Raw genomic sequence first — 22652 nt, forward strand, 5'->3', positions numbered from 1 at the left:
TTGTTAGTGTCAAACACTTTTTTAAACTAATTTTTTGTAGAAGCTTTTTACCTCTTCGACCCTGCTGAAGCCTTGTGACGTCTGCTGTGTCGATGGATGCGCATTATAGGGAGAAGATTTTCTTTGGCAATACTAAAAATGCATTTTTTCTAAAAAAACATGCCAAATGGATACTTTCCATCCAACCCTAAAATTACCCAGAAATAACACTCAGGATTTATACAATTTACCCACAAAAAGCTGTGGATAACTACTCATCACTATCAAAGAAATAAGAAATACGCGAACGCGGATTTAGATACTCTTTTACTTTATCCGGTAATTTTGACGGATGAATCGCGTTAACTATCTTTATATCTTTTGAGGCAAGATCAATGATTGGCGCTTGCGTCCTTGGTACTGATGGATCGTAAACCAAGACATTCGGGAATAATAAATGCGATGCATTCACTGAGATAACCAGGCCGACCATATTATTAGAAAGCTGAACTACGGTACCCGGAGGAAACACGCCCATAAACTTAATTAGGATGTTCAGGTTCTCTTCTTTATATAGGTGTTTACAGTTCTTATATAAATGAGAGAGTGCGGTATAAGGAATCTTTTGATCTGAGACTATCGGTGTATGACACAAGTTATCAAACGCATTGGCTACAGCAATAATTTGAGCAAACTCGTTGATCTCATCTCCTTTCAGGCCTTTAGGATAACCAGACCCATCTCTTAGCTCATGGTGCTGCGCGATCACAATTCTCGCGACTTCGGGAAAAGCCTCGATTTGACTCGCAAGATCGACACCATATTTAGTGTGCAACTTTAAGTAGTTGGTTTCTGGCTCTGTTAGAGGTAGTTGCTTTCTTAATATTGCAGTCGGGATTTTTATTTTCCCGATATCATGGAATAGTGCGGAGAAGGAAAGCTCTTTCAACTGTGCTGCTGAGTACCCTTTAGCACGGCCAATCATCATCGAGATAACAGCCACGTTCAATGAGTGGAAATAAATATCTTCAAACTCATTTTTTCCGTTCATCAGATGTAACGTAACATTATCATCGCACATTAACTTCTCGACGATATCTTCAATAAGAAGCTTTGCTTCATCAACTGCTGCTGTCGGACGGTTACGGATTTTAGTCATGACTGAACGCATACGTGCCAGAGAGCGCTCAAACTCTTTTTCACACTGAATCACGCGTCGACGGTATGCACTTAACTTTTCTATGCGGTTCTGTTTTTCTTGCCACATTTTTTGAGTTTCATGATCTAACGACGCTTCATTTGTTACTCTGTCAGCTTGTCTTTGATCAACAGGGAGTGGAACGGCATCGCTTTGCTCTGGATTAAAGTAAACGAACTTTACGCCGAGGTGGCGGATCATCTCGACTTGCTCTTGGTCTTTAATCTTAAAGCTATTGAGTAGAAAGGGGTGATCGTTCCACTTTAGCGGAAGACGGATATGTAATCCGGGTTGAATACGATCGACCGTTAGTTTAATGGCTGCCACTTATTCACTACTGATTTATATTTCTTAAGAGAGTTAGAATACTAGTAAATTTTGTGAATAAATTCATCAGTAACTAGCAAAACATCAAACCGTTATTTCTAAGCGACTCACTTAATTAGATAGAAGTAAGCTACTTTAAGGAGCGATCTGCTTTGCGTATTTTAAGCTTGGCCTCGAACACTGGCTTGTCTATTACTTCTTGATCTTTGACTAGCCCCATTAACGTTTGTACCGCTACACGGGCCATGTCACTGATAGGAAAGTGCACTGCTGATACTGTAGGGTAAAGACTTTCACAAAGATCAACACTGTCAAAGCTAGTTAATGAGATTTGCTCTGGTACAGAAATACTGTGCTCGTGTAAGTACTGCATTGCGCCAACCGTCATTTCTTCACTGCACGAAAAGACAGCCGTCACATCAGGGTGTCGTTGTAAAATTGCAGCCATTGCATCATAACCACTTTGCCGACCATAATTCCCTTCTTCACACCAGCTTTCATCAATATCTATACCAGCATCCTTCATTGCATCAATATACCCAAGCTTTCTCAATACACTGTTATGACGTTGGGATGGACCGGCAATACAAGCAATCTTTCGATGACCACCAGCTAAAAGGTGCTCAACGGCAATACGGCTTGCATGATGATGGTTAAAGGTAACACAACGCTCTTCTATTCCTTCCACGTAGCGATCCAGGAGAACGAAAGGTGTTGGCTGTTTAGCTAATTCACGTAAGTCATCATCTGACAAATAACGACTATGAAGTACATAGCCGTCACAACGTAAATCATTAAAACGCTGAATTGCCTCTTTTTCACCTTGTGCAGAATGATGGCCTTGAGCTGTAATCAAAAACTTCTTATGAATATCCAGCTCGGTCTGAACCTGCTCCATCATCTCGCCAAAGAAGCCCCCCGTATAGTAAGTCACCAATAACCCAACCATATTACTGGATGAGGTTGCGAGTGAACGAGCAATTGCACTAGGACGATAATTCAATTGCGCCATAGCTTGCTCTACTTTTTTTCGAGTTTCCTCGCGAAATTTCCCCTCTCCATTAATAATTCGAGAAACGGTAGAGCGATTTACACCGGCGAGTTCGGCTACATCTTTAATCCTTGCCATAATGCTATTGGGTCCAACTGCAATTGTTATTAAATATTCGTTTGTGTAGAACGGCTGCCAGCAATTCGTAAGGTGCTATAGGGGGCGAAGCTGGCAGCCTTTAATCATACACCGACCATTTGATTGGTAGAAACAAGCTCAGAGTAATCCGTGACAGTTATGCCATGATGAGCTAACTGTTCTTTTAAAATGGGAGAGGTAAGAACTTGTAACTCTAGCTCTCGCTGAAGCGCATAGCCACTCTTTAAGATAAGCGCCTGATCGGCCTCTGCCGGGTGGCACATCACCTCAACCAAGTCATAGTCAGCTTTTAAGCTCAATAAATGTGTCATCAAACCATCCAAGCTCACTTTTTGGTCATAAAACTCATCAGTAAAGATATACCTGATTGTCATCGATTCTTGACACAAGCCAGTGCCCCGCAGTGGCACTCGGTATTCATTCGCTACTTCTTTAATAACGGGCAAAATTTGAGGGTGAGTATGCGCGTGATGATGGCTATCTAAGTGGCTTAGCTCTAACCCAAGCGATAAAAAATGTTCCACCTGAGCTTTTGCTTCATCATAAACGACCTGAGTTTCGAAGTCCTGCTTACTCCAAAGTTCGTCATAGTTGATAAAGTGCGCTCGGCCGTTGGTCAAGTTAGGATGCTTCGTTATAGGCACACCTGCTGTAAACCTAAGATGAACGCCAACTTTCAAGCCTGGATTATGGCGAGCTAGTTCTAAGGCATGTTGCTCAGCATCCATACCCACCATCATGGTGGTTGAATGAACCACACCTTGCTGATGAGCTTTAACGATGCCGTTATTTACACCTCTCGTTAAACCAAAATCATCAGCATTAAAAATGACTTTCATTGGCGTCCTTCCTTAGTACTACAACGTCGTTAGTTTAAATTGAGGTAAATACGGAGCGTTCACCGCTAGGATATCATCCAGGATTGACTTGGCGCGGCCAATGTCAGGCACCAATGGGTTATTGGTTAATGCCATAAGCGCCTTGTCATAATTACCTTCGACAGCAGCTTCTATTGTTAGCTGCTCATACGCTTTAACTTGATGGAGTAATCCTTTGATATTGTTTGACAACTCGCCAACCGCAAGAGGTTTCGCCCCCCAGCTACCAATCACCGCACTACATTCAATCACAGCATCGTCAGGTAGGCCGTTGATCGCTCCATTATTTAAAACGTTAACAACATGAATACTATTACGATTGTTATAAATTGAATCAACTAGGTTCAGTGATGCATCAGAATAATAAGCACCACCCCGCTCCTCTAACTCTTTCGGCTTATGATCGAGGGTAGGATCTTGATAGAGCTTAAACAGCGCATTTTCTGTTTCCATTACCTGCTCAGCACGAGTGCCTTTTTCATCGGCACTTTGTTTCTCTTCAGCAAGCATGGCATCAGTTTGGTAGAAGTAACGATGATAAGGACATGGTATCGCCCCCAGTGCTTTTAGAAATGCCGGATCCCACGGCTCTTCCCAGATATTCTTCATACTGAAGTTGGCACCATCACCGACTTTCTCTAATACCGTTTGAGTAATATCTTCCCCATTGAGCCATGCTTTGTGTACCCACACGAGATGGTTTAACCCAGCAAACTCAAGTTGTAGCTCTTTTGGCTCGCACTCCATCATTTCTGCAATCATCATTTCCATTGAAACGGGCACATTGCATAAACCAATACTCTTTACTTTGGTGTACTTACTGACCGCTTCGGAAACTAAACCCGCTGGGTTGGTGAAATTGAGCATCCATGCGTTTGGAGCCAACTCTTCAATGTCTTTACAGATATCAAGAATGACCGGAATGGTTCGCAGTGCTTTAGCAAAACCACCAGGGCCCGTTGTTTCTTGGCCGATGACGTTGTACTTGATTGGGATTCGCTCATCGTTAGCGCGTGCAGCAAGGCCACCAACACGAAACTGCGTCATCACAAAATCCGCATCTTTTATCGCAGCACGGCGATCGAAACCGGCTTTTATCTCAATTTTTGCTCCGGCTTTATCGACCATTCGCTGAGCCAATCCTTTGATGATCTCAAGCTTCTCAGCTCCTGACTCAATGTCCACAAAATGGATTTTCTTAACGGGTAAATATTCTAAGCGCTTAATAACCCCTTCAACCAATTCCGGGGTATAGCTACTACCACCGCCAATAATGGCAAGTTTGATCGCCTCTCTAGACATTTTCATCCCCCTTTACTTGTTCGAGATTTTTTTGTTCAGTGCGACGATTTCTACAGCCATCTCTTGAGCCAAAATCGTAGTCATCAGGTGATCTTGAGCATGCACCATCACTAACGTCATCGGGACTTTCCCTTCTCCCTGATCTTCTTCAATAAGCTGAGTCTGTATTAAGTGGGCTTTATTAATGCACTCTCTTGCTTGAGAGAGCTTCTCGTCAGCCGCTTCAAAATCTTGTTCTCGAGATAAACGCAATGCCTCGTAGCTTAAACTTCTGGCTTCACCAGCATTGCAAATGATCTCCATCACAACCAATTCTTGTTCCATCATTTTCTCTCCGAAAATCGGGCCGCGGTAATTGCGGCCCATTAAGCACAGTTAAGCAGTAACGCCTTCGCCTGACGGCTGCGTGTCACCTTTAGTTTCCTTCGTCGTTGGTAGTTCTTGCTCCAACATTTGCTTCTCAAACATTTTGAAGAATGGGAAGTAGATGATTAGATCAAGAATCAATAAACCAATGACGAGCAATACTGGCGCAAAGGTCCAACCGCTACCCCACGAAGCACCTATCAGTGCCGGTGTTGTCCAAGGTGTTGTAGCGACACCCATACCCACAAAGCCGACATGCACAGCAAAATACGCAATCGTAGCGTTGATGACTGGAGCGAAGACGAACGGGATAAACAAGGTCGGGTTCATCACAACTGGGCTACCGAAGATCACTGGTTCGTTGATTTGGAAAAAGCCAGGCACCGAACTCATTCGACCAATGCTCTTAAGGTGAACAGAACGGCTAAACGACATCAGCATAACAAGAGCAAGTGTTGCACCAGAGCCGCCAATAAAGATGTAAAAATCCCAGAACGGTTGAGTAAATACATTTGGAATCGGTTCACCTGCAACAAAGGCTTCAATGTTGGCACCAATGTTGGTCAAAAAGATTGGAGAAAGCAGTCCAACAACAATTGCAGCACCATGAATACCCGCAAACCAAAGCAGCTGGCAAAGCAATAAAGCGCCAATAATGGCAGGCAATGAGTTAGACGCACTAATTAGCGGTTTAAAGATAGCCATAACAGCATCTGGAATCAGCATGTCGTACTGGGTTTGTACGAAAAGGCTAAGTGGATATAAGGTAATGAATATCGCTAAGACTGGTAGCAATACTTCAAATGATCGCGCAATCGCCGGTGGCACCTGCTCTGGCATGCGAATCGTAATATTGTGCTTTTTCATAAAACGGTAGAGCTCCACCGAGAAAAATGCACACATCACTGCGGTGAAGATCCCGGTTCCGCCCATGTGAGACATAGACAACGCGCCATCTTTAGCTGGGGCCGCAATGAGTAAAAAAGACATTAGTGACAATACAGCACTCGTGATCCCATCCATCTTGTAAGCCTTCGCTAAACTATAAGCAACGCCCAGCGAAACAAAAATGGTCATGATCCCCATCGACATGTTGTAGGGCATCATTATGGTATCAAAATGTGTAGTGGCGAAATCGAGCCAAATTCGACCAAAAGTAAAGGTTGTATCTTCGGCAAATGGGGGGAATGCAAAAATCAAAATGAAACTACCGACAATAATAAACGGCATTGCGACAATAAAACCGTCTCTCATTGCGCGAACATGGGGCTGATTCCCCACTTTAGCTGCTATAGGGGCTATATGCTTTTCGACTGCGCCTATAATTGCGTCATAAAGCTTCATAGAATCCATCCTTATTTTAGGCAAAAGAATCCCGCATCAAATATTTATATTTGATGTACAGTTATCTTTTTAATTTAAAACTATAGTTTAGTTAATTAATTCTAATGCTTGCTCTAGTACTTCTTCTCCCTTCATCATTCCATAATGCTGAGGAGAAATAGCATCAATGTTTTTACCATGCTCTTGCGCCGTTTTTCTTAGCTCTTCTAGCTGAAAACGTACTTGAGGCCCGAGAAGACAAACATCGTACTCTTTAATTACATCTTCAAACGCATTCACTGACATTGCATCAATTTTGCACTCAATTCCTTTATTTTCAGCAGCTTGCTCCATTTTCTTAACAAGCATACTGGTTGACATCCCTGCGCTACAGCATAAAAGGATCTTTTTCATAGCCTTACTCCCGTTGTGTAAATTTCAACCTGTAAAAACTGTAGCAAAAATAACCAAGACAAAAAAGCGCAACCGGTTGCATTATTCGTGAACACAATCCCAATTTAGAAAATACCACCTATTTTTTGTAATTATTTAGGTCTAGGATAAAAGTCATAAAATAATTTAAGACATCACATTAAGTTTCAAATTATCAATATTTTACTACTGACAACGTCGTTATTAATTTCTTAAAAGGAATAGAGAATGAAATTTAATAAATTGGCTATTGCAGCGCTTGTAAGTGCCGCACTATCACAGCACTCATTTGCTCAAACCGACTCTAAAGGCACCATTTATCTAACGTTTGATGATGGACCAATCAATGCATCTATTGACGTTATTCAAGTACTTAACCAGGAAGATATCAAAGCGACGTTTTACTTTAATGCTTGGCATTTAGATGGAATTGGTGATGAGAATGAAGACCGTTCGCTAGAAGCCTTAAAGCTCGCATTAGACACTGGTCATATTGTCGCGAACCATAGTTACGATCATATGGTTCATAATTGCGTTGATGAGTTTGGACCGAACAGTGCTGCGGAGTGTAATGCGACCGGGGACCACCAGCTTAACTCGTATCAAGACCCTGTTTACGATGCCTCAATGTTTACGGAAAACTTATCTGTGTTAGCAAAGTATTTGCCGAACATTACAAGCTACCCGAACTACAAGGCAACAGAGTTTGCTAGACTGCCCTACACCAACGGTTGGCGCGTGACGAAAGACTTCAAAGCAGATGGGTTATGTGCCACGTCTGATGACCTGAAACCTTGGGAACCAGGATATGTATGCGATACATCCAACCCATCCAACAGTGTAAAAGCAGCTATCGAGGTTCAAAATATCCTAGCGAATAACGGCTATCAAACTCACGGTTGGGATGTGGACTGGGCACCTGAAAATTGGGGCATTGAAATGCCAGCAAACAGCCTTACAGAAGCAGAAGCATTTCTTGGATATGTGGATTCCGCGTTAAACACTTGTGCACCAACAACGATTAACCCGATCAACTCCAAAGCTCAAGAGTTCCCATGTGGTACACCTTTACACGCCGATAAAGTTATCGTTTTAACTCACGAGTTCCTATTTGAAGATGGTAAGCGTGGCATGGGGGCAACGCAAAACTTACCTAAGCTCGCTAAGTTTATACAGTTAGCAAAACAAGCGGGTTATGACTTCGACACAATGGATAACTACACACCGAACTGGCAAGTTGGTCATAACTACGACGCTGGCGATTACGTCTTACACCTAGGTACTGTATACCAGGCTGTAACAAACCATACTGCACAACAAGATTGGGCACCGTCTCCAACCTCTAGCCTCTGGACAAATGCAGACCCAGCCACTAACTGGACTCAGAATGTTTCCTATAAACAAGGTGATGTGGTGACTTATCAAGGTTTGCGTTATCTAGTTGATGTACCGCACGTGTCCCAAGCAGACTGGACTCCGAACACTCAAAATACCTTGTTCACAGCTCTATAGGCTGTTCCTACTATCACCATGTAGTAGTTTGCGCGAGGCATACCCCTCGCGCTTTTTTGTTTTGAAGATCCAGATACAACAAAGCCCCGACTTTCATCGAGGCTCTGTCTTAAAATATGGTACCGGTGGACGGAGTTGATTGGACTGGCATTCCTGCCGTCACCGCGAAGGCAACGCTAACTTCCTTTTGATATTTACGAGCACCTAAAACGACGAAAGGCCGCTATAAAAGCGACCTTTCTGATATGGTACCGGTGGGCGGACTTGAACCGCCACGCCCGAAGGCAACGGATTTTGAATCCGTCGTGTATACCAATTTCACCACACCGGCATCTTTGGGCTATTGCCCTTTGATGGTTGGCATTATACGTAAGCTTTTGACCTGCGCAAGCAGAAATACCTTAAATAACTATCGTTTGCTGATAATTTCGCCACAAAGTGTGACAAAGCTGTACTCATAAGAAACGTACGCTCCATTTTCTACTACTCTTCCAGATGAAAGTGAGTATACGAAACTCTTTTTAAATTCTATTCACTGTAATATCAGAAACATAACCATTCCCAATGCTCGACAACGCATTATGGAGCATCTCTGCGGCATCTTCTGCTTGCATGAAGTAACTCGTGTCCATCGTATTGCCGCTTGTTTTCCAGAATTCCGTATCCATTCCACCAGGATAAACCGCGATAATTTTCATAGGTTTTCCTTTTAGCTCCAAACGAACCGACTCAATTAATCCTTTGACGGCCCATTTCACTGCACAATACGTAGACTCTTGCGCTTTAGGTTGTTGCGCGGCTGTGGACATGATCATGACCACTTTTATTGGATGATCTTTGTAACGCTTTACTAACTCTCTTAACACATGAATCGCAGAATTCAGGTTGTTATCAATCAACTTTTGAATCTCTTCCGGCTCCTGCTCTTCCAGTAAGCCAAAATAACCACTTCCTGCACTATGAATGACCATTTCAGGCGGCTGTTTCATCCCATCAAAGAGCTGTTTCACACCTTGATGTAATGAGAGGTTGCAAGCTTGATAGCCGACGTTATGAGAGAGTTGTTTTGCTAGTGCGGATAGTTTTTCTGTATTTCTTCCTATTACATACGTCTCTTTGCCTTCCGCATCATAACGCTTTGCTAGTTCCGCCCCTAAGCCGCTACTTGCACCTGTAATTACAATCATGCGCTACCTCTTTTCAATCACATACTTTTAATTCATCTATCAATTAAGGTAACAGAATCGTGGTAATTCACACCTCAAGAGCACCATTCTTTGAAGCAAGCAGCTTTCTTACTTTCGTGATGCATGAAATATCAAGCAGAACGACGGGCATTTAACCTATGCTTAAGCAAGAATAACTTTCTGAATTTTCTATCGACTTTCTAGTGAGAACTGAATAGGAGCAAAGAATGACTGGGTCAAAATGGCAGTGGTTACTGAAACAGATGACACGAAAACTGTGGGTCCGGACGTCACTCTACGCATTACTAGCTGTTGCTACCGCCTTAATGTCGATTGTTTTAAACCAGTTCATTACTCTGCCCCCTGCCATCAACGTCAGCAAGGATTTGTTGAACAACATATTAAATATCCTCGCAACCTCCATGCTTGCAGTGACTACATTCTCTCTCAATATTATGGTCTCAGCGTACAGTGCCGCTAGTGCAGGGGTAACGCCGCGAGCGACAAAACTGTTGATGGAAGACAGCACAACACAAAATGCCTTAGCAACCTTTCTTGGCTCTTTTCTATTTAGTTTGGTAGGAATTATCGCGCTAGGTATTGGGGCCTATCATCAACAAGCACAAATTTATCTATTCATCGTGACTATCGCCGTAATCGTGATGATCATACTCACTCTGTTACGTTGGATTCAGCACCTTTCCGTACTAGGAAGGGTCAGTGAAACCACTTCATACGTAGAGCAAGCCTTGTTAGATGCGATAAGAAAACGGGGTAAAGAGCGCTGGCTAGGTGCTCACCCGTGGAGCCACCCAGAACATAAACCCAGAGGAAGTAAACCTATTTTGAGCCAAGAAATTGGCTACTTACAGCATGTTGATATGCATCATCTCGATAGTATTGCTGAAGCAAACCAATGCACCATCTATCTTGAGCGACAACCGGGAAGTTTTGTGTACGTAGGTCAACCATTGGCTTGGGTTTGTGGAGAGTTGCCAGACGAAAGCGAAGTAACGGCAGCCTTCACGATTCGAACGGAGCGTTCATATGATCAGGACCCTCGCTTTGGTTTAGTCGTTATGGCGGAAATCGCCTCACGAGCACTATCTCCGGCTGTAAATGATAATGGCACCGCGATTGACGTTCTTGGGCGTTCTGTACGAGCACTTTCATTATGGGGAGACCTACTCAGCGAGCCGCCTACCAAAACTCGATACCCTAGACTATTTGTGCCCGCATTAAGCTGCCAGGATTTGTTCGATGATGTCTTTTTGCCGATAGCACACGATGGTGCAGCGCAACTCCAAATACAGATTCGCCTACAAAAGGCCTTGCTAGCTCTCTCTAGTATGCACCCTAAGTTATTTTTGTCACCAGCAATCAAGCTGTCAGAAAAAGCTTTAGAGCTTTCATTAAGCCAACATTATACCGAAGATGAGAAACACCAACTCTCTCAGCTATCTAATCTGGTCACAGACCAAAAAGCCAATGGTTAAGAGAGTCGAATTCAGTTGAAACATATTGCTGCACGGCCTCGTGTATCATGACATGTGCTGATAACGTAGGGCAGAAAAGTCTCTTCGTTTATACACAATTAAAGACTCTGTGCGTTAGGTCTCTTTTCTCTTGGTGAGGGAATCTATATTCTGACGCACAATTTTTAAGGTAAGTGATGGAATAATGACAACGTCTACAACTCTTCCACCTGCTGGTCTCTTTCGTCGACTTGCAGCGTTGATTTACGACACATTGATTATTATCGCAATTGAAATGATGGCCGCAGGTATTGTTATGGCCGTTGTGTTTGCACTAAATGCAGCAGGATTGTTGAGCTATGGCGAGTACGCTGATGCCGCAGATATGCTCGGAAAGCACCCTGTATTGAGCCCTCTATTTACACTTTATCTTGCGGGTGTGTGGATATATTTCTTTGTGTTCTTCTGGACGCGAGCAGGACAAACTCTTGGGATGCGCGCTTGGAAGCTTCGAGTTCGCAATGCCAAAGACGGAGCACCAATTACGGTAACTCAAGCTCTGATTCGTATTTCGACATCTGGCTTTGGCTTGGCAAATTTGACTGTACCGATTGATCCGAAGAAACGTGGTTTCCACGACATTTGGGCCAAAACAGAGGTTGTTGTATTACCTAAGGCAAATTAACTTGTCTAGGAACACAAAAAAGGAAGGCGTAATGCCTTCCTTTTACGTTTGGTTCGGTAAAACTTGGTTTATTCGATGATGCTTCAGTTATAGCTTTCTTCGTAGCAGTGCAATCGCAATAGCTAAGAACACCAAACTCGGGGCCAAAGCACCAAACACTGGGGATATGCCATACACCAAGCTTAATGGACCAAAGAACTCACTGGATATGTAAAAAGTAAACCCGGCAACCACGCCCGACAATACCCTTGCCCCCATGGTCACGCTTCTGAGTGGACCGAAAACAAAAGATAGCGCCATTAACATCATCACAGCAATTGAAAGCGGCTGAGTCAACTTACGCCAAAACGCCAACTCATAGCGAGATGCATCTTGTTCCGATGCTTTCAGGTAAGTCACATAATCATACAAACCGCTCAGTGACAGTTCTTCTGGCTTCACGGTCACCACAGCTAGCTTATCTGGTGCCAAAGAGGTGTGCCACTCCATCTGTTCGATGTCTTGCTTTGAAATTACGTTTTCATTTTCCATGTCCGTAATTTGTACGTAGCGCATCAGCCAGTTGTTATCTTGTTGGTAGTCGACTTCTTCGGCGAAAATAACTTTTTGTAGATTCTTATCATCATCAAAACGCCACATATTTAAAGCATAAAGCTTGTCGTCTTCGACTTTACCTATAAAGATAAAGTCGTTTGCGTCACGAGCCCACACACCTGAGCGCACAGACACAATGCTACCACCTGATATCGCAAACGCACGTAAGTCACGGGCCATCTTCTGGGCCTCAGGAGCGCCCCATTGACCTAACGCCATAACGACAATCATGAGCGGGACGGCCGTTTTTAGTACCGATAACCCGATATCCAGCTTAGAGAAACCAGCAGCTTGCATCACCACCAGCTCAGAGCTTGAAGCCAACATACCTAAGCCGATCAGGGCACCGAGTAATGCCGCCATTGGAAAGAACATTTCGATATCACGCGGCACACTGAGTAACACAAAGTACAACGCATGAGTGAGGTCGTACACACCTCGCCCTACTTTACGTAGCTGTTCTACATATTTGATGATGCCCGATAAGCCAACAAACGTCGCTAAAACCAAGGCAGTGGTAGAGATGATGGTTCTACCGATGTAAAGGTCTAAGATTTTGAACACAGCTTACGCGAGCCTCTTCTTGCGGAATTTGTCTTTTATTCGTCTAGCAGCAACGCTGTCCATCATATTCGCCATGATAGCAACAATCAGCAACATCGCATTGATTGGCCACATACCAATAGCAGCCGGGATGTCACCATCTTCTAATGCAGATTTGGTTGCACTGATCGCCAAGAAATACGCTAGGTAGATCAGAATCGCAGGCCCCATTTTGGCAAACCGTCCCTGACGCGGATTCACCGCAGACAAAGGAATAACGAGCATTGTTAAGAGTGGAATACACACAAATAACGAAATTCGCCATTGTAGCTCCGCTTGCGCCTCTGGATCTGGGTGACCTATCAAGTCAACCGTTGGGTATGCTTCCCAGTCTCGCCCTTTCTTTTTGACCTCACGTTGGCCGATAACACCTTCGTATTCATCGAATTTCGTGATCATATATTCAACGCGAGTAGGCACACCTTCATAACGCGTACCTTCTTTCATAGTGATGATCTGACGACCGTCCGAAAGCTCTTTTACTTCACCAGAAGATGAGAACATCACACTCGGTAACACTGAATCTCGAGGGCGCATCTGCGCAACAAAAACGTTGCTCAAGGTATTGTCTTTAATGTCATCGATGAACACAACCGATGAACCGTCTGGTGTACCTTGGAACTGACCTTTTTTAAGTAGGTCAACGCTGTTTTCTGACGCTACCTGCTCATAAAGCTGCTCAACGCGGTCTTGAGACCACGGCGATAGCCACAACGCATTGAAAGCCGCCACCGCTGAAGTAATCAACGCTAGGTATAAGGCCGCTTGAACCAAGAATTTATTACCAATACCTGTCGCGTTCATTACGACAATTTCGCTCTCTGCATACAGACGACCAAATGTGATCAATATGCCGATATACAGACTTAAAGGCAGCATTAACAGACCCATTGCTGGCATGTTCAAACCAACAATCGAGAAAATCAATCCAGCAGGAATATCCCCATCAGAAGCATCAGCAAGAACACTTATGAATTTCTGGCTTACAAACACCAAAAAAAGTACGAAAAAAATCGCAAATTGGCTCTTGAGTGTTTCGCGGATCAAATATCTAACAATAATCACGCTGAAATTACCTATACAAAACTTGTTTTTTTGGTCGAATCACTATAGTTTCCCGTTGAACCATTTATTTTTTAAAAATTATAAACTAGATGTTAGTCGCTTAATCAGCTCTGCATGTAAGCCTGGAGCTAAAATTCAACAAGTAAGCGATCATTATCTAACATTTAGAGCAATTTGTCTTCAGGATGTAGGAGTACGCATGGAGTTCAGTGTAAAAAGTGGCAGTCCAGAGAAACAACGTAGCGCATGTATCGTTGTTGGTGTGTTTGAACCACGTCGCCTTTCTCCAGTAGCCGAACAACTTGATAAAATCAGTGACGGTTACATCAGTTCACTACTTCGCCGTGGTGATCTAGAGGGTAAACCTGGTCAGATGCTGCTACTGCATCAAGTACCAGGTGTTTTGTCAGAGCGCGTTTTACTTGTCGGTTGCGGCAAAGAGCGTGAACTTGGCGAGCGCCAGTACAAGGAAATCATTCAAAAGACGATCAGCACACTTAACGAGACAGGCTCAATGGAAGCGGTATGTTTCCTAACTGAACTGCATGTTAAGGGTCGTGATACATACTGGAAAGTGCGCCAGGCTGTAGAAGCGACTAAAGATGGTCTATACACATTTAATCAATTCAAGAGCGTGAAACCTGAGACTCGCCGCCCACTGCGCAAGCTTGTTTTCAACGTACCAACGCGTCGTGAATTGAACTTGGGTGAAAAAGCAATCACTCATGGTCTTGCTATCGCATCAGGTGTCAAAGCCTCAAAAGACCTTGGCAACATGCCGCCAAACGTAGCTAATCCAGCTTACCTTGCTTCTCAAGCTCGTCGTCTAGCGGACGATTACGAAACCGTAACCACCAAAATTATTGGTGAGCAAGAGATGGAAAAACTGGGTATGACCTCTTACCTAGCAGTAGGCCGTGGTTCTAAAAACGAATCTATGATGTCTATCATCGAGTACAAAGGTAACCCTGACTCAGATGCAAAACCGATTGTGCTCGTAGGTAAAGGTCTAACCTTCGACTCAGGCGGTATCTCTCTAAAGCCGGGCGAAGGTATGGATGAGATGAAGTACGACATGTGTGGTGCGGCATCGGTATTCGGTACAATGAAAGCGCTAGCGAAGCTAAACCTACCAATCAACGTTATTGGTGTTCTAGCGGGCTGTGAAAACATGCCTGGCAGCAACGCTTACCGTCCAGGTGACATCCTAACGACCATGTCTGGTCAAACTGTAGAAGTTCTGAACACGGATGCTGAAGGCCGTCTTGTTCTTTGTGACGCACTGACTTACGTAGAGCGTTTCGAACCAGACTGCGTGGTTGACGTTGCAACGCTAACTGGTGCTTGTGTTATCGCACTAGGCCACCATATCAGCGGTGTAATCTCTAACCACAACCCTCTTTCTCATGAGCTAGTAAACGCTTCTGAGCAAGCGAGTGACCGTGCATGGCGTCTACCAATGGCAGACGAGTACCACGAACAGTTGAAGAGCCCGTTTGCGGATATGGCAAACATTGGTGGTCGCCCTGGTGGCACAATTACTGCGGGTTGCTTCTTATCTAAGTTCGCGAAGAAGTATAACTGGGCACACGTCGATATCGCAGGTACCGCGTGGAAATCAGGCGCAGCGAAAGGCTCAACGGGCCGTCCTGTCTCAATGCTTGTCCAATTCCTTTTGAACCGCAGCGGCCAAGAGACAGAAGAGTAATTTCTGAACAGAATCTAAAAGGGCCGCAAGGCCCTTTTTTATTATCCTAATTTTCTAAAATGAAAGTGGGACTTAAGATGGTCTTAGGAAGAGACCCAAGGCAAGTGAGAGAATGATGCAAACTGCAACCTTCTACATCATTAACGAAGAGAGCCCGCAAGCAACGGTGGCTGGCTTTGAAGAATACATCGTGTTTTTGGCTCAGCACTTTGCTCGCCAAGGCGCTAAAGTGTATTTAAACTGCCAAGACAAACCACACGCCGAGCAGCTCGCTGAAGCCTTTTGGCAAGTTGATGCAGACAAGTTCATGGCACATAACCTCGTAGGCGAGGGACCGAAATACGCCACCAATATTGAAATCGGCCATGAAGGTGTAAAACCTAATTGGAACCGTCAGCTGGTAATTAATTTGGCGGAAAATGAGACAACCTTTGCGAACAAGTTTGCTCAAGTGGTAGACTTCGTGCCCTGCGAAGAAAAAGCTAAACAACTCGCAAGAGAAAGATATAAAATTTACCGTCAAGCAGGTTACCAGCTGCAAACGATCGAAATTCAATATCCTTAACGGTCAATCCTTATAGTTAAGGCGATCTTGTTAAGATCCCTCACTTATAAAGATTGACTAAGATTCAACCATCAACGTATCCATTAAAAGAGCGCTATGGAAAAGACATACAACCCAACTTCAATCGAACAAGCTCTGTATCAGACTTGGGAAGAGAAAGGCTACTTTAAGCCACACGGTGACACTACTAAAGAATCATACAGCATCATGATCCCGCCACCGAACGTCACTGGTAGCCTACACATGGGCCACGCGTTCCAAGATACGATCATGGATACGCTTATCCGTTGTGAACGTATGAAGGGTAAAAACACCCTTTGGCAAGTAGGTACTGACCACGCTGGTATCGCAACTCAGATGGTTGTTGAGCGTAAGATCGCTGCAGAAGAAGGCAAAACAAAACACGATTACGGTCGTGAAGCTTTCATCGACAAAATCTGGGAATGGAAAGGCGAATCTGGCGGCACTATCACTAAGCAGCTTCGTCGTCTTGGCGCATCTGTAGACTGGGATCGTGAACGCTTCACGATGGACGATGGTCTATCTAACGCCGTTCAAGAAGTGTTCGTACGTCTATACGAAGACGATCTAATCTACCGCGGTAAGCGTCTAGTTAACTGGGATCCAAAGCTACACACAGCGATTTCAGATCTAGAAGTAGAGAACAAAGACACTAAAGGCCACATGTGGCACTTCCGCTACCCACTGGCAGATGGCGCTAAAACAGCGGATGGCAAAGACTACATCGTTGTTGCAACGACTCGTCCAGAGACCGTGCTAGGCGATACGGGTGTTGCAGTTAACCCAGAAGATCTACGTTACAAAGATCTTATCGGTAAAGAAATCATCCTTCCTATCGTTGATCGTCGCATCCCAATCGTGGGCGATGAGCACGCAGATATGGAAAAAGGTACTGGCTGTGTGAAAATCACACCTGCGCACGACTTCAACGACTACGAAGTAGGTAAGCGCCACCAGCTACCAATGATCAACATTCTGACTTTCGACGCAAACATCCGTGATGCTTCTGAAGTATTCAACACCAACGGCGAAGCAAGCGACGCTTACAGCACTGAGCTACCAGCTAAATACCACGGTATGGAGCGTTTTGCCGCTCGTAAAGCTATCGTTGCTGAATTCGACGAGCTAGGCCTACTTGAAGAAGTGAAAGATCACGATCTACAAGTTCCTTACGGCGACCGTGGTGGCGTGGTTATCGAACCAATGCTAACTGACCAATGGTACGTACGTACTGCGCCTCTAGCGAAAACTGCAGTTGAAGCAGTAGAAAACGGCGACATCCAATTCGTTCCTAAGCAGTACGAAAACATGTACTTCTCTTGGATGCGTGACGTTCAAGACTGGTGTATCTCTCGTCAGCTATGGTGGGGTCACCGCATCCCAGCTTGGTACGACAACCAAGGTAATGTTTACGTAGGTCGCACTGAAGAAGAAGTTCGTAAGAACAACAACCTAGAGTCAGTCATTGAACTTCACCAAGACGAAGACGTACTGGATACGTGGTTCTCTTCTGCACTATGGACGTTCGGTACTCAAGGTTGGCCAGAGCAAACTGACGATCTGAAAGTATTCCACCCTTCAGACGTTCTAGTAACTGGTTTCGACATCATCTTCTTCTGGGTTGCGCGCATGATCATGATGACCATGCACTTCGTGAAAGACGAAAACGGCAAGCCACAAGTACCATTTAAAACGGTTTACGTTACTGGTCTAATCCGTGACGAAAACGGCGACAAGATGTCGAAGTCGAAAGGTAACGTACTTGACCCAATCGACATGATCGATGGTATCGACCTAGAGTCTCTCGTAGAGAAGCGTTGTGGCAACATGATGCAACCTCAGCTAGCGAAGAAGATCGAGAAGAACACTCGTAAGACGTTTGAAAACGGTATCGAAGCATACGGTACAGACGCACTACGTTTCACTCTTGCAGCAATGGCATCAACAGGTCGTGATATCAACTGGGATATGAAGCGTCTTGAGGGTTACCGTAACTTCTGTAACAAACTATGGAACGCAAGCCGTTACGTAATGATGAACACAGAAGAGCAAGATTGTGGCTTCAACGGTGGTGAGATTGAATACTCACTAGCAGACAAATGGATCGAGTCTCAGTTTGAACTTGCAGCGAAAGCGTTCAACAACCATATCGACAACTTCCGTCTAGATATGGCTGCGAACACGCTTTACGAATTCATCTGGAACCAATTCTGTGACTGGTACCTAGAGCTAACTAAACCCGTTCTATGGAAAGGTACTGAAGCGCAACAGCGTGGTACTCGCCGTACACTCATCACGGTACTTGAGAAGACTCTACGTCTGGCTCATCCTGTGATTCCTTACATCACTGAAACTATCTGGCAAAGCATCAAGCCACTAGTTGAAGGTGTAGAAGGTGAGACAATCATGCTTCAAGCACTGCCTCAATTCGACGAAGCAAACTTCAACCAAGAAGCGCTAGATGATATCGAATGGGTGAAGGCGTTCATTACCAGCATCCGTAACCTACGTGCTGAATACGACATCAACCCTGGTAAGCCGCTTGACGTTATGCTGAAAGCAGCAAATGCAGAAGATGCCTCTCGTCTAGAAGCAAGCAAGCAAGTACTGATGTCACTAGCGAAGCTAGAAGCAGTACGCGTGCTTGAAGCTGGCGAACAAACTCCTGCATGTGCGACAGCACTGGTTGGCAAGTCTGAGCTGATGATCCCAATGGCAGGTCTGATCGACAAAGATGCTGAGCTTGCTCGTCTAGATGGCGAAATCAAGAAGACTCACGGCGAAATCAAGCGTATCGAAGGCAAACTAGGTAACGAAGGCTTCGTAGCGAAAGCACCTGAAGCAGTTGTTGCTAAAGAGCGTGAGAAACTTGAAGGCTACAAAGAGACGCTAGCTAAGCTAGAAGAGCAGAAGACAACGATCGCTGCACTTTAATCGCTAAAGGCTAGAGTAAAAGAATCAAAGGGTTGGTGTGAAAGCATCAACCCTTTTTGCATTTATCACTCGGAAAGCTTTCAAAGATATTCGCTCTTCTCTCCTACTTCCACTCCTATTTAATAGTTTTTACCTATCAAACTAATCTTAACTGCCCATTAGATTTAATGATAATAATTCTCAATAATAGACCTATCGAAACAACACAACGATTGAGTAATTATCATGAAAAAGACACTAACCTTTGCAGCACTCCATTTTACTATCGCGTTTAGTGTCGCTTACGTGCTTACTGGCGACATTCTAATTGGTAGTTTAATTGCCATGATTGAGCCTTCAGTGAACACCGTAGCCTTCTACTTTCATGAAAAGGCATGGGCAAAAGTCCCAGCACTTAAAGCTCGTCAGTGGATGACCAAATTAAAAACCGCAAGCTTTGCGACCGTGCACTTCAGCGTCGCTTTTACCGTGGTTTACTTACTAACAGGTGATGCATTTGTCGGCGGCGTAATGGCGATGCTAGAGCCGAGTTTGAACACGGTGGCTTACTACTTCCACGAGAAAGTATGGATGCGTAAATCATCAGAAAAAGCTCCAGCACCGCAGTTTTGTTTACATCACCACGCTTAAACATGGAGGCTCACTACGTCTCCTAACAAGAAAAATGACATTTACCATTGACAAGGTTGCGTACCGCAATTAATTTAATTGCGGTGCGCAACTTTATTTTTAGAGGTAAGTGATAATGAACGCTCGTCAACTTCGACACTACTCCCGTCAAGCCGTCCGATTGCTTGGTATGCTTGATAAACAATGCGGCGATGTCGCTCTCACTCCAGTGCAAGCGCACGCATTGGGTGAAATCCAATTGCAGCCATTGACCATCAATCAGCTGGCACAGCAGCTTAATGTCGACAAGTCCAACGCGAGCCGAACCGTTACTGGTTTGATTAAATTAGGTTTGGTCGAGAGCATCGAAAACCCAAAAGACAAACGTAGTCAACTCGTAGCGATTACAGAGCAAGGCCAACAGGCGTTATCACAACTGGACCAACAGCAAAACCACTTCTTTGAACAACTGCTTACCCAACTCGATGACAGCGAGCAAGAGCAACTCAAACTTGGTCTAGAGACTTACCTAAAAGGGCTAACAAAAGTGTGTCAGTCTGAGGAATACGTTCTTCGACCTCTTACTAAAGCAGACAACCCGCAAGTCGCAGATGTGATTCGTAAAGTCTCTGCAGAATACGGCTTAACCGCAGACAAAGGTTATGGTGTGGCCGATCCAACGCTTGATGATATGTATTCGGTTTACAATCAATGCGGGGCCGCCTATTGGGTCATTGAACATCGCGGAGAGATCGTTGGTGGCGGTGGCTTTGCCCCTTTAGCTGGCGAGCCAAATGTGTGTGAACTACAAAAGATGTACTTCTTACCTCAAACACGAGGACACGGTTTAGCCAAACGCATCGTCGCATTGAGCTTACAATTGGCGAAACAATTTGGGTATCAGCAGTGCTATTTAGAGACAACTGAATGTCTGAGAGAAGCGGTAAGCTTGTATGAAAAGCTAGGCTTTGAGCATCTCGATGCCCCGCTTGGACAAACAGGGCATGATGCATGTGAAGTCGTAATGCTTAAGATGCTGTAATAGATAATATTATTAGACGTTAAAGCACAACATGGGTAACACAAAGCTCCTGGCTCAAGGCAACAGTGAAGTTTTGGTGCTGCCCATCCAACTCAACAGACAACTGGTAGAGATCACTTGGATCAGGATCAGTAAGATCGGCATACTTTGGCGCTTCGATCTGGAATAAAGCGCTCGCATGCTCCGCTCGGACATCAATAGGAATATGGTAAGTCATGCCATTGAACTTAACCGATGCCGATACTAAACCCGGCGCAAAAGTTTGGTAGTACAAATCCACCTTAAACTCACAACCACCACCGTGGTGCCAAATCTGTTCAGTAGCCACGCGGTCTAAACGCACATTGCGAATAAACTGCAGATACGGCTCTTGCCATACCCCTAAGCGCTCGTCACTCTTTTGGTATTCATGATCTGCAAGTGAACACAACTCCGGTTTATCCTCATCCAACAGAAGATCTTCTTCTTCCTCAAGGAATAGGATCTCAAAACGGTTGCGCCCCATCTGCATGAACGGGCGAATGTCTTTCTTGTAGACATTTTGAGAACCGTCACAGTCAAACAATGCTACTCCGTTCAAACGCACTTCTGCATGGTAATCCACACCACCCAACACCATTTCTACCGCTGGGAATGCCATCATGGATTCATCCACTTCAATGTCATGCATCAGGTGCCACTCTTGCTGACGAATTGCTTCTTCTGTCATTTCAACTGGCAATACCTGACTCAAAGGAGCAGGGAAAGTAATGTCATCCTGTGGGATAGAAAGGTCCGTCAGTGGAGAGACTTGCCATAAACCGGCGAGTGAGAGTTGCATATACACCTTGAGCTAGATCAATTTTCACGCATTATAGGGAGAAATCCCCTATAAACTCAATGTGAATTATTTATCGCCTCCACATTCGTCAGTTTTTCAAGGTATAAAAAAACCAGCGTTAAACGCTGGTTTTTCCAAAAGTAGTGAGCTTTGATTACTCGTCGTCTTCATCTTCTTCAGGGTAAAGCGCATCTTCGCCTTCGTAGTACGTACCCCAACCGTCATAGATGATGTCGTATTTTTCTGCCAAGTGAATCAATTTTTCAACTTGCGCATCAATCGCTTCTGCATCTAGTGCGGACTCCATAGTCGCATCACAGCAAAGCAACTTGTTACCATCTTCATCTTCAGTTTCTTCTGCTTCAAGAACTTCAAAGCCCATCTTGAATGCTTCAACTACCGCTTTTTCTAGCGTGTCAAAATCTTCTGCAAACAGGTGGTGCTCAATTTCGTATAGCGAATCTGGATCGCTGCCATCTTCTAGCAATGCTGCAATGATATCGCGAGTCTCTTCCTTTTGAATCTCAATTAATTCTTCTACTGATAGATATTCATCTTCGTGAGACATGTTTTGGCTCCAGATTAGTTACTTGATGGAAACACAATACCCGATACTGAGTATGCTGATCCGGTGAAATATGGCATGGATTGCGATGAAAAGCCACAAACAAACATCATACCACTGCGATTCTTATCGGTTATTTGAATCTAAATATTAAACCGACCACACAAAGAAACAAAAAATTAACAAAGAATGGCGTTTTTTAATATTCAGAACATCCTAATTGACACTTAATGTGGTTATTTTCTCTTTCTATGCGTGTTTATGATGCTTTCTTGAATACACTCACGTGTAAAACAAAGATGCATAACGAAT

Annotated in this window: 20 protein-coding genes and 1 tRNA gene; 8 read left to right on the forward strand and 13 right to left on the reverse strand. The window is 44.3% G+C overall.

The genetic code is table 11. The features are described 5' to 3' along the window. Positions 1–250: 250 nt before the first annotated feature. The 7 genes from N646_RS08445 to N646_RS08475 all read right to left on the reverse strand — a co-directional run bounded on the left by N646_RS08445 (position 251) and on the right by N646_RS08475 (position 6937). Positions 251–1504 carry an HD-GYP domain-containing protein gene (locus tag N646_RS08445; RefSeq protein WP_005381029.1) on the reverse strand — a complete coding sequence of 418 codons (1254 nt, stop codon included), beginning with the start codon at positions 1502–1504 and terminating at the stop codon, positions 251–253. Positions 1505–1634: 130 nt separating this feature from the next. After that, the gene (locus N646_RS08450) at positions 1635–2633 is read right to left on the reverse strand and encodes a LacI family DNA-binding transcriptional regulator (RefSeq protein ID WP_005381031.1); all 999 of its coding nucleotides are present in this window, start codon (positions 2631–2633) and stop codon (positions 1635–1637) included. 104 nt (positions 2634–2737) lie between these two features. Then, a complete protein-coding gene (chbG, locus tag N646_RS08455) occupies positions 2738–3493 on the reverse strand; it encodes a chitin disaccharide deacetylase (RefSeq protein WP_017821838.1) in 756 nt (251 codons plus the stop codon). Positions 3494–3511: 18 nt separating this feature from the next. Continuing rightward, complete coding sequence (locus N646_RS08460) at positions 3512–4834, reverse strand: 6-phospho-beta-glucosidase (protein WP_017821839.1); 1323 nt, start codon at positions 4832–4834, stop codon at positions 3512–3514. Between the two features lie 12 nt (positions 4835–4846). Then, a complete protein-coding gene (locus N646_RS08465) occupies positions 4847–5158 on the reverse strand; it encodes a PTS lactose/cellobiose transporter subunit IIA (protein WP_031777269.1) in 312 nt (103 codons plus the stop codon). 51 nt (positions 5159–5209) lie between these two features. Then, positions 5210–6544 carry a PTS sugar transporter subunit IIC gene (locus tag N646_RS08470; RefSeq protein ID WP_017821840.1) on the reverse strand — a complete coding sequence of 445 codons (1335 nt, stop codon included), beginning with the start codon at positions 6542–6544 and terminating at the stop codon, positions 5210–5212. A gap of 87 nt (positions 6545–6631) precedes the next feature. Beyond that, positions 6632–6937, reverse strand: a complete 306-nt coding sequence (locus tag N646_RS08475) for a PTS sugar transporter subunit IIB (protein WP_020480920.1) — start codon at positions 6935–6937, stop codon at positions 6632–6634. Positions 6938–7183: 246 nt separating this feature from the next. Between N646_RS08475 and N646_RS08480 the strand changes: the two genes are divergently transcribed. Continuing rightward, the gene (locus N646_RS08480) at positions 7184–8467 is read left to right on the forward strand and encodes a carbohydrate-binding protein (RefSeq protein WP_017821842.1); all 1284 of its coding nucleotides are present in this window, start codon (positions 7184–7186) and stop codon (positions 8465–8467) included. A 246-nt stretch (positions 8468–8713) separates the two neighbouring features. Here N646_RS08480 and N646_RS08485 read toward each other — a convergent pair. Together N646_RS08485 and N646_RS08490 are read right to left on the reverse strand one after the other, a co-directional pair. Next, a tRNA-Leu gene (locus N646_RS08485) sits at positions 8714–8798 on the reverse strand. A 190-nt stretch (positions 8799–8988) separates the two neighbouring features. Next, positions 8989–9654 carry an SDR family NAD(P)-dependent oxidoreductase gene (locus tag N646_RS08490; protein ID WP_017821843.1) on the reverse strand — a complete coding sequence of 222 codons (666 nt, stop codon included), beginning with the start codon at positions 9652–9654 and terminating at the stop codon, positions 8989–8991. A 227-nt stretch (positions 9655–9881) separates the two neighbouring features. On the opposite strand from N646_RS08490, the gene N646_RS08495 reads away from it, so the two are divergent. Beyond that, positions 9882–11150, forward strand: coding sequence for a DUF2254 domain-containing protein (locus N646_RS08495; RefSeq protein WP_005385537.1), 1269 nt, complete (start codon positions 9882–9884; stop codon positions 11148–11150). Between the two features lie 184 nt (positions 11151–11334). After that, positions 11335–11814 carry an RDD family protein gene (locus N646_RS08500; protein WP_005381070.1) on the forward strand — a complete coding sequence of 160 codons (480 nt, stop codon included), beginning with the start codon at positions 11335–11337 and terminating at the stop codon, positions 11812–11814. A gap of 87 nt (positions 11815–11901) precedes the next feature. Here N646_RS08500 and lptG read toward each other — a convergent pair whose 3' ends face one another. Together lptG and lptF are read right to left on the reverse strand one after the other, a co-directional pair. Continuing rightward, entirely contained in the window at positions 11902–12972 is a 1071-nt protein-coding gene (gene lptG / locus N646_RS08505) for an LPS export ABC transporter permease LptG (protein ID WP_005381071.1), read from the reverse strand. A gap of 3 nt (positions 12973–12975) precedes the next feature. Then, entirely contained in the window at positions 12976–14076 is a 1101-nt protein-coding gene (gene lptF, locus N646_RS08510; protein ID WP_005381072.1) for an LPS export ABC transporter permease LptF, read from the reverse strand. A gap of 199 nt (positions 14077–14275) precedes the next feature. Here lptF and pepA point away from each other — a divergent pair, with 199 nt between their 5' ends. The 5 genes from pepA (at position 14276) to N646_RS23700 (ending at position 20955) form a co-directional block, all read left to right on the forward strand. Continuing rightward, complete coding sequence (gene pepA, locus N646_RS08515) at positions 14276–15784, forward strand: leucyl aminopeptidase (protein ID WP_005381073.1); 1509 nt, start codon at positions 14276–14278, stop codon at positions 15782–15784. A 115-nt stretch (positions 15785–15899) separates the two neighbouring features. After that, on the forward strand, positions 15900–16349 hold the full coding sequence (locus N646_RS08520) for a DNA polymerase III subunit chi (RefSeq protein ID WP_031777270.1): 450 nt from the start codon (positions 15900–15902) through the stop codon (positions 16347–16349). A 96-nt stretch (positions 16350–16445) separates the two neighbouring features. After that, positions 16446–19304, forward strand: a complete 2859-nt coding sequence (locus tag N646_RS08525) for a valine--tRNA ligase (RefSeq protein WP_017821845.1) — start codon at positions 16446–16448, stop codon at positions 19302–19304. Positions 19305–19529: 225 nt separating this feature from the next. Then, the gene (locus tag N646_RS08530; protein WP_005381078.1) at positions 19530–19934 is read left to right on the forward strand and encodes a DUF2061 domain-containing protein; all 405 of its coding nucleotides are present in this window, start codon (positions 19530–19532) and stop codon (positions 19932–19934) included. A gap of 115 nt (positions 19935–20049) precedes the next feature. Further along, entirely contained in the window at positions 20050–20955 is a 906-nt protein-coding gene (locus tag N646_RS23700) for a bifunctional helix-turn-helix transcriptional regulator/GNAT family N-acetyltransferase (protein WP_017821846.1), read from the forward strand. A gap of 19 nt (positions 20956–20974) precedes the next feature. On the opposite strand, the gene N646_RS08540 is transcribed toward N646_RS23700, so the two are convergent. Together N646_RS08540 and rraB are read right to left on the reverse strand one after the other, a co-directional pair. Then, on the reverse strand, positions 20975–21775 hold the full coding sequence (locus N646_RS08540; protein ID WP_017821847.1) for a glycosyl hydrolase 2 galactose-binding domain-containing protein: 801 nt from the start codon (positions 21773–21775) through the stop codon (positions 20975–20977). Positions 21776–21929: 154 nt separating this feature from the next. Next, positions 21930–22343, reverse strand: a complete 414-nt coding sequence (gene rraB / locus N646_RS08545; RefSeq protein WP_005381081.1) for a ribonuclease E inhibitor RraB — start codon at positions 22341–22343, stop codon at positions 21930–21932. Positions 22344–22652: the final 309 nt, after the last annotated feature.

Source organism: Vibrio alginolyticus NBRC 15630 = ATCC 17749, assembly GCF_000354175.2.
GTDB classification, from domain to species: Bacteria; Pseudomonadota; Gammaproteobacteria; order Enterobacterales; family Vibrionaceae; genus Vibrio; species Vibrio alginolyticus.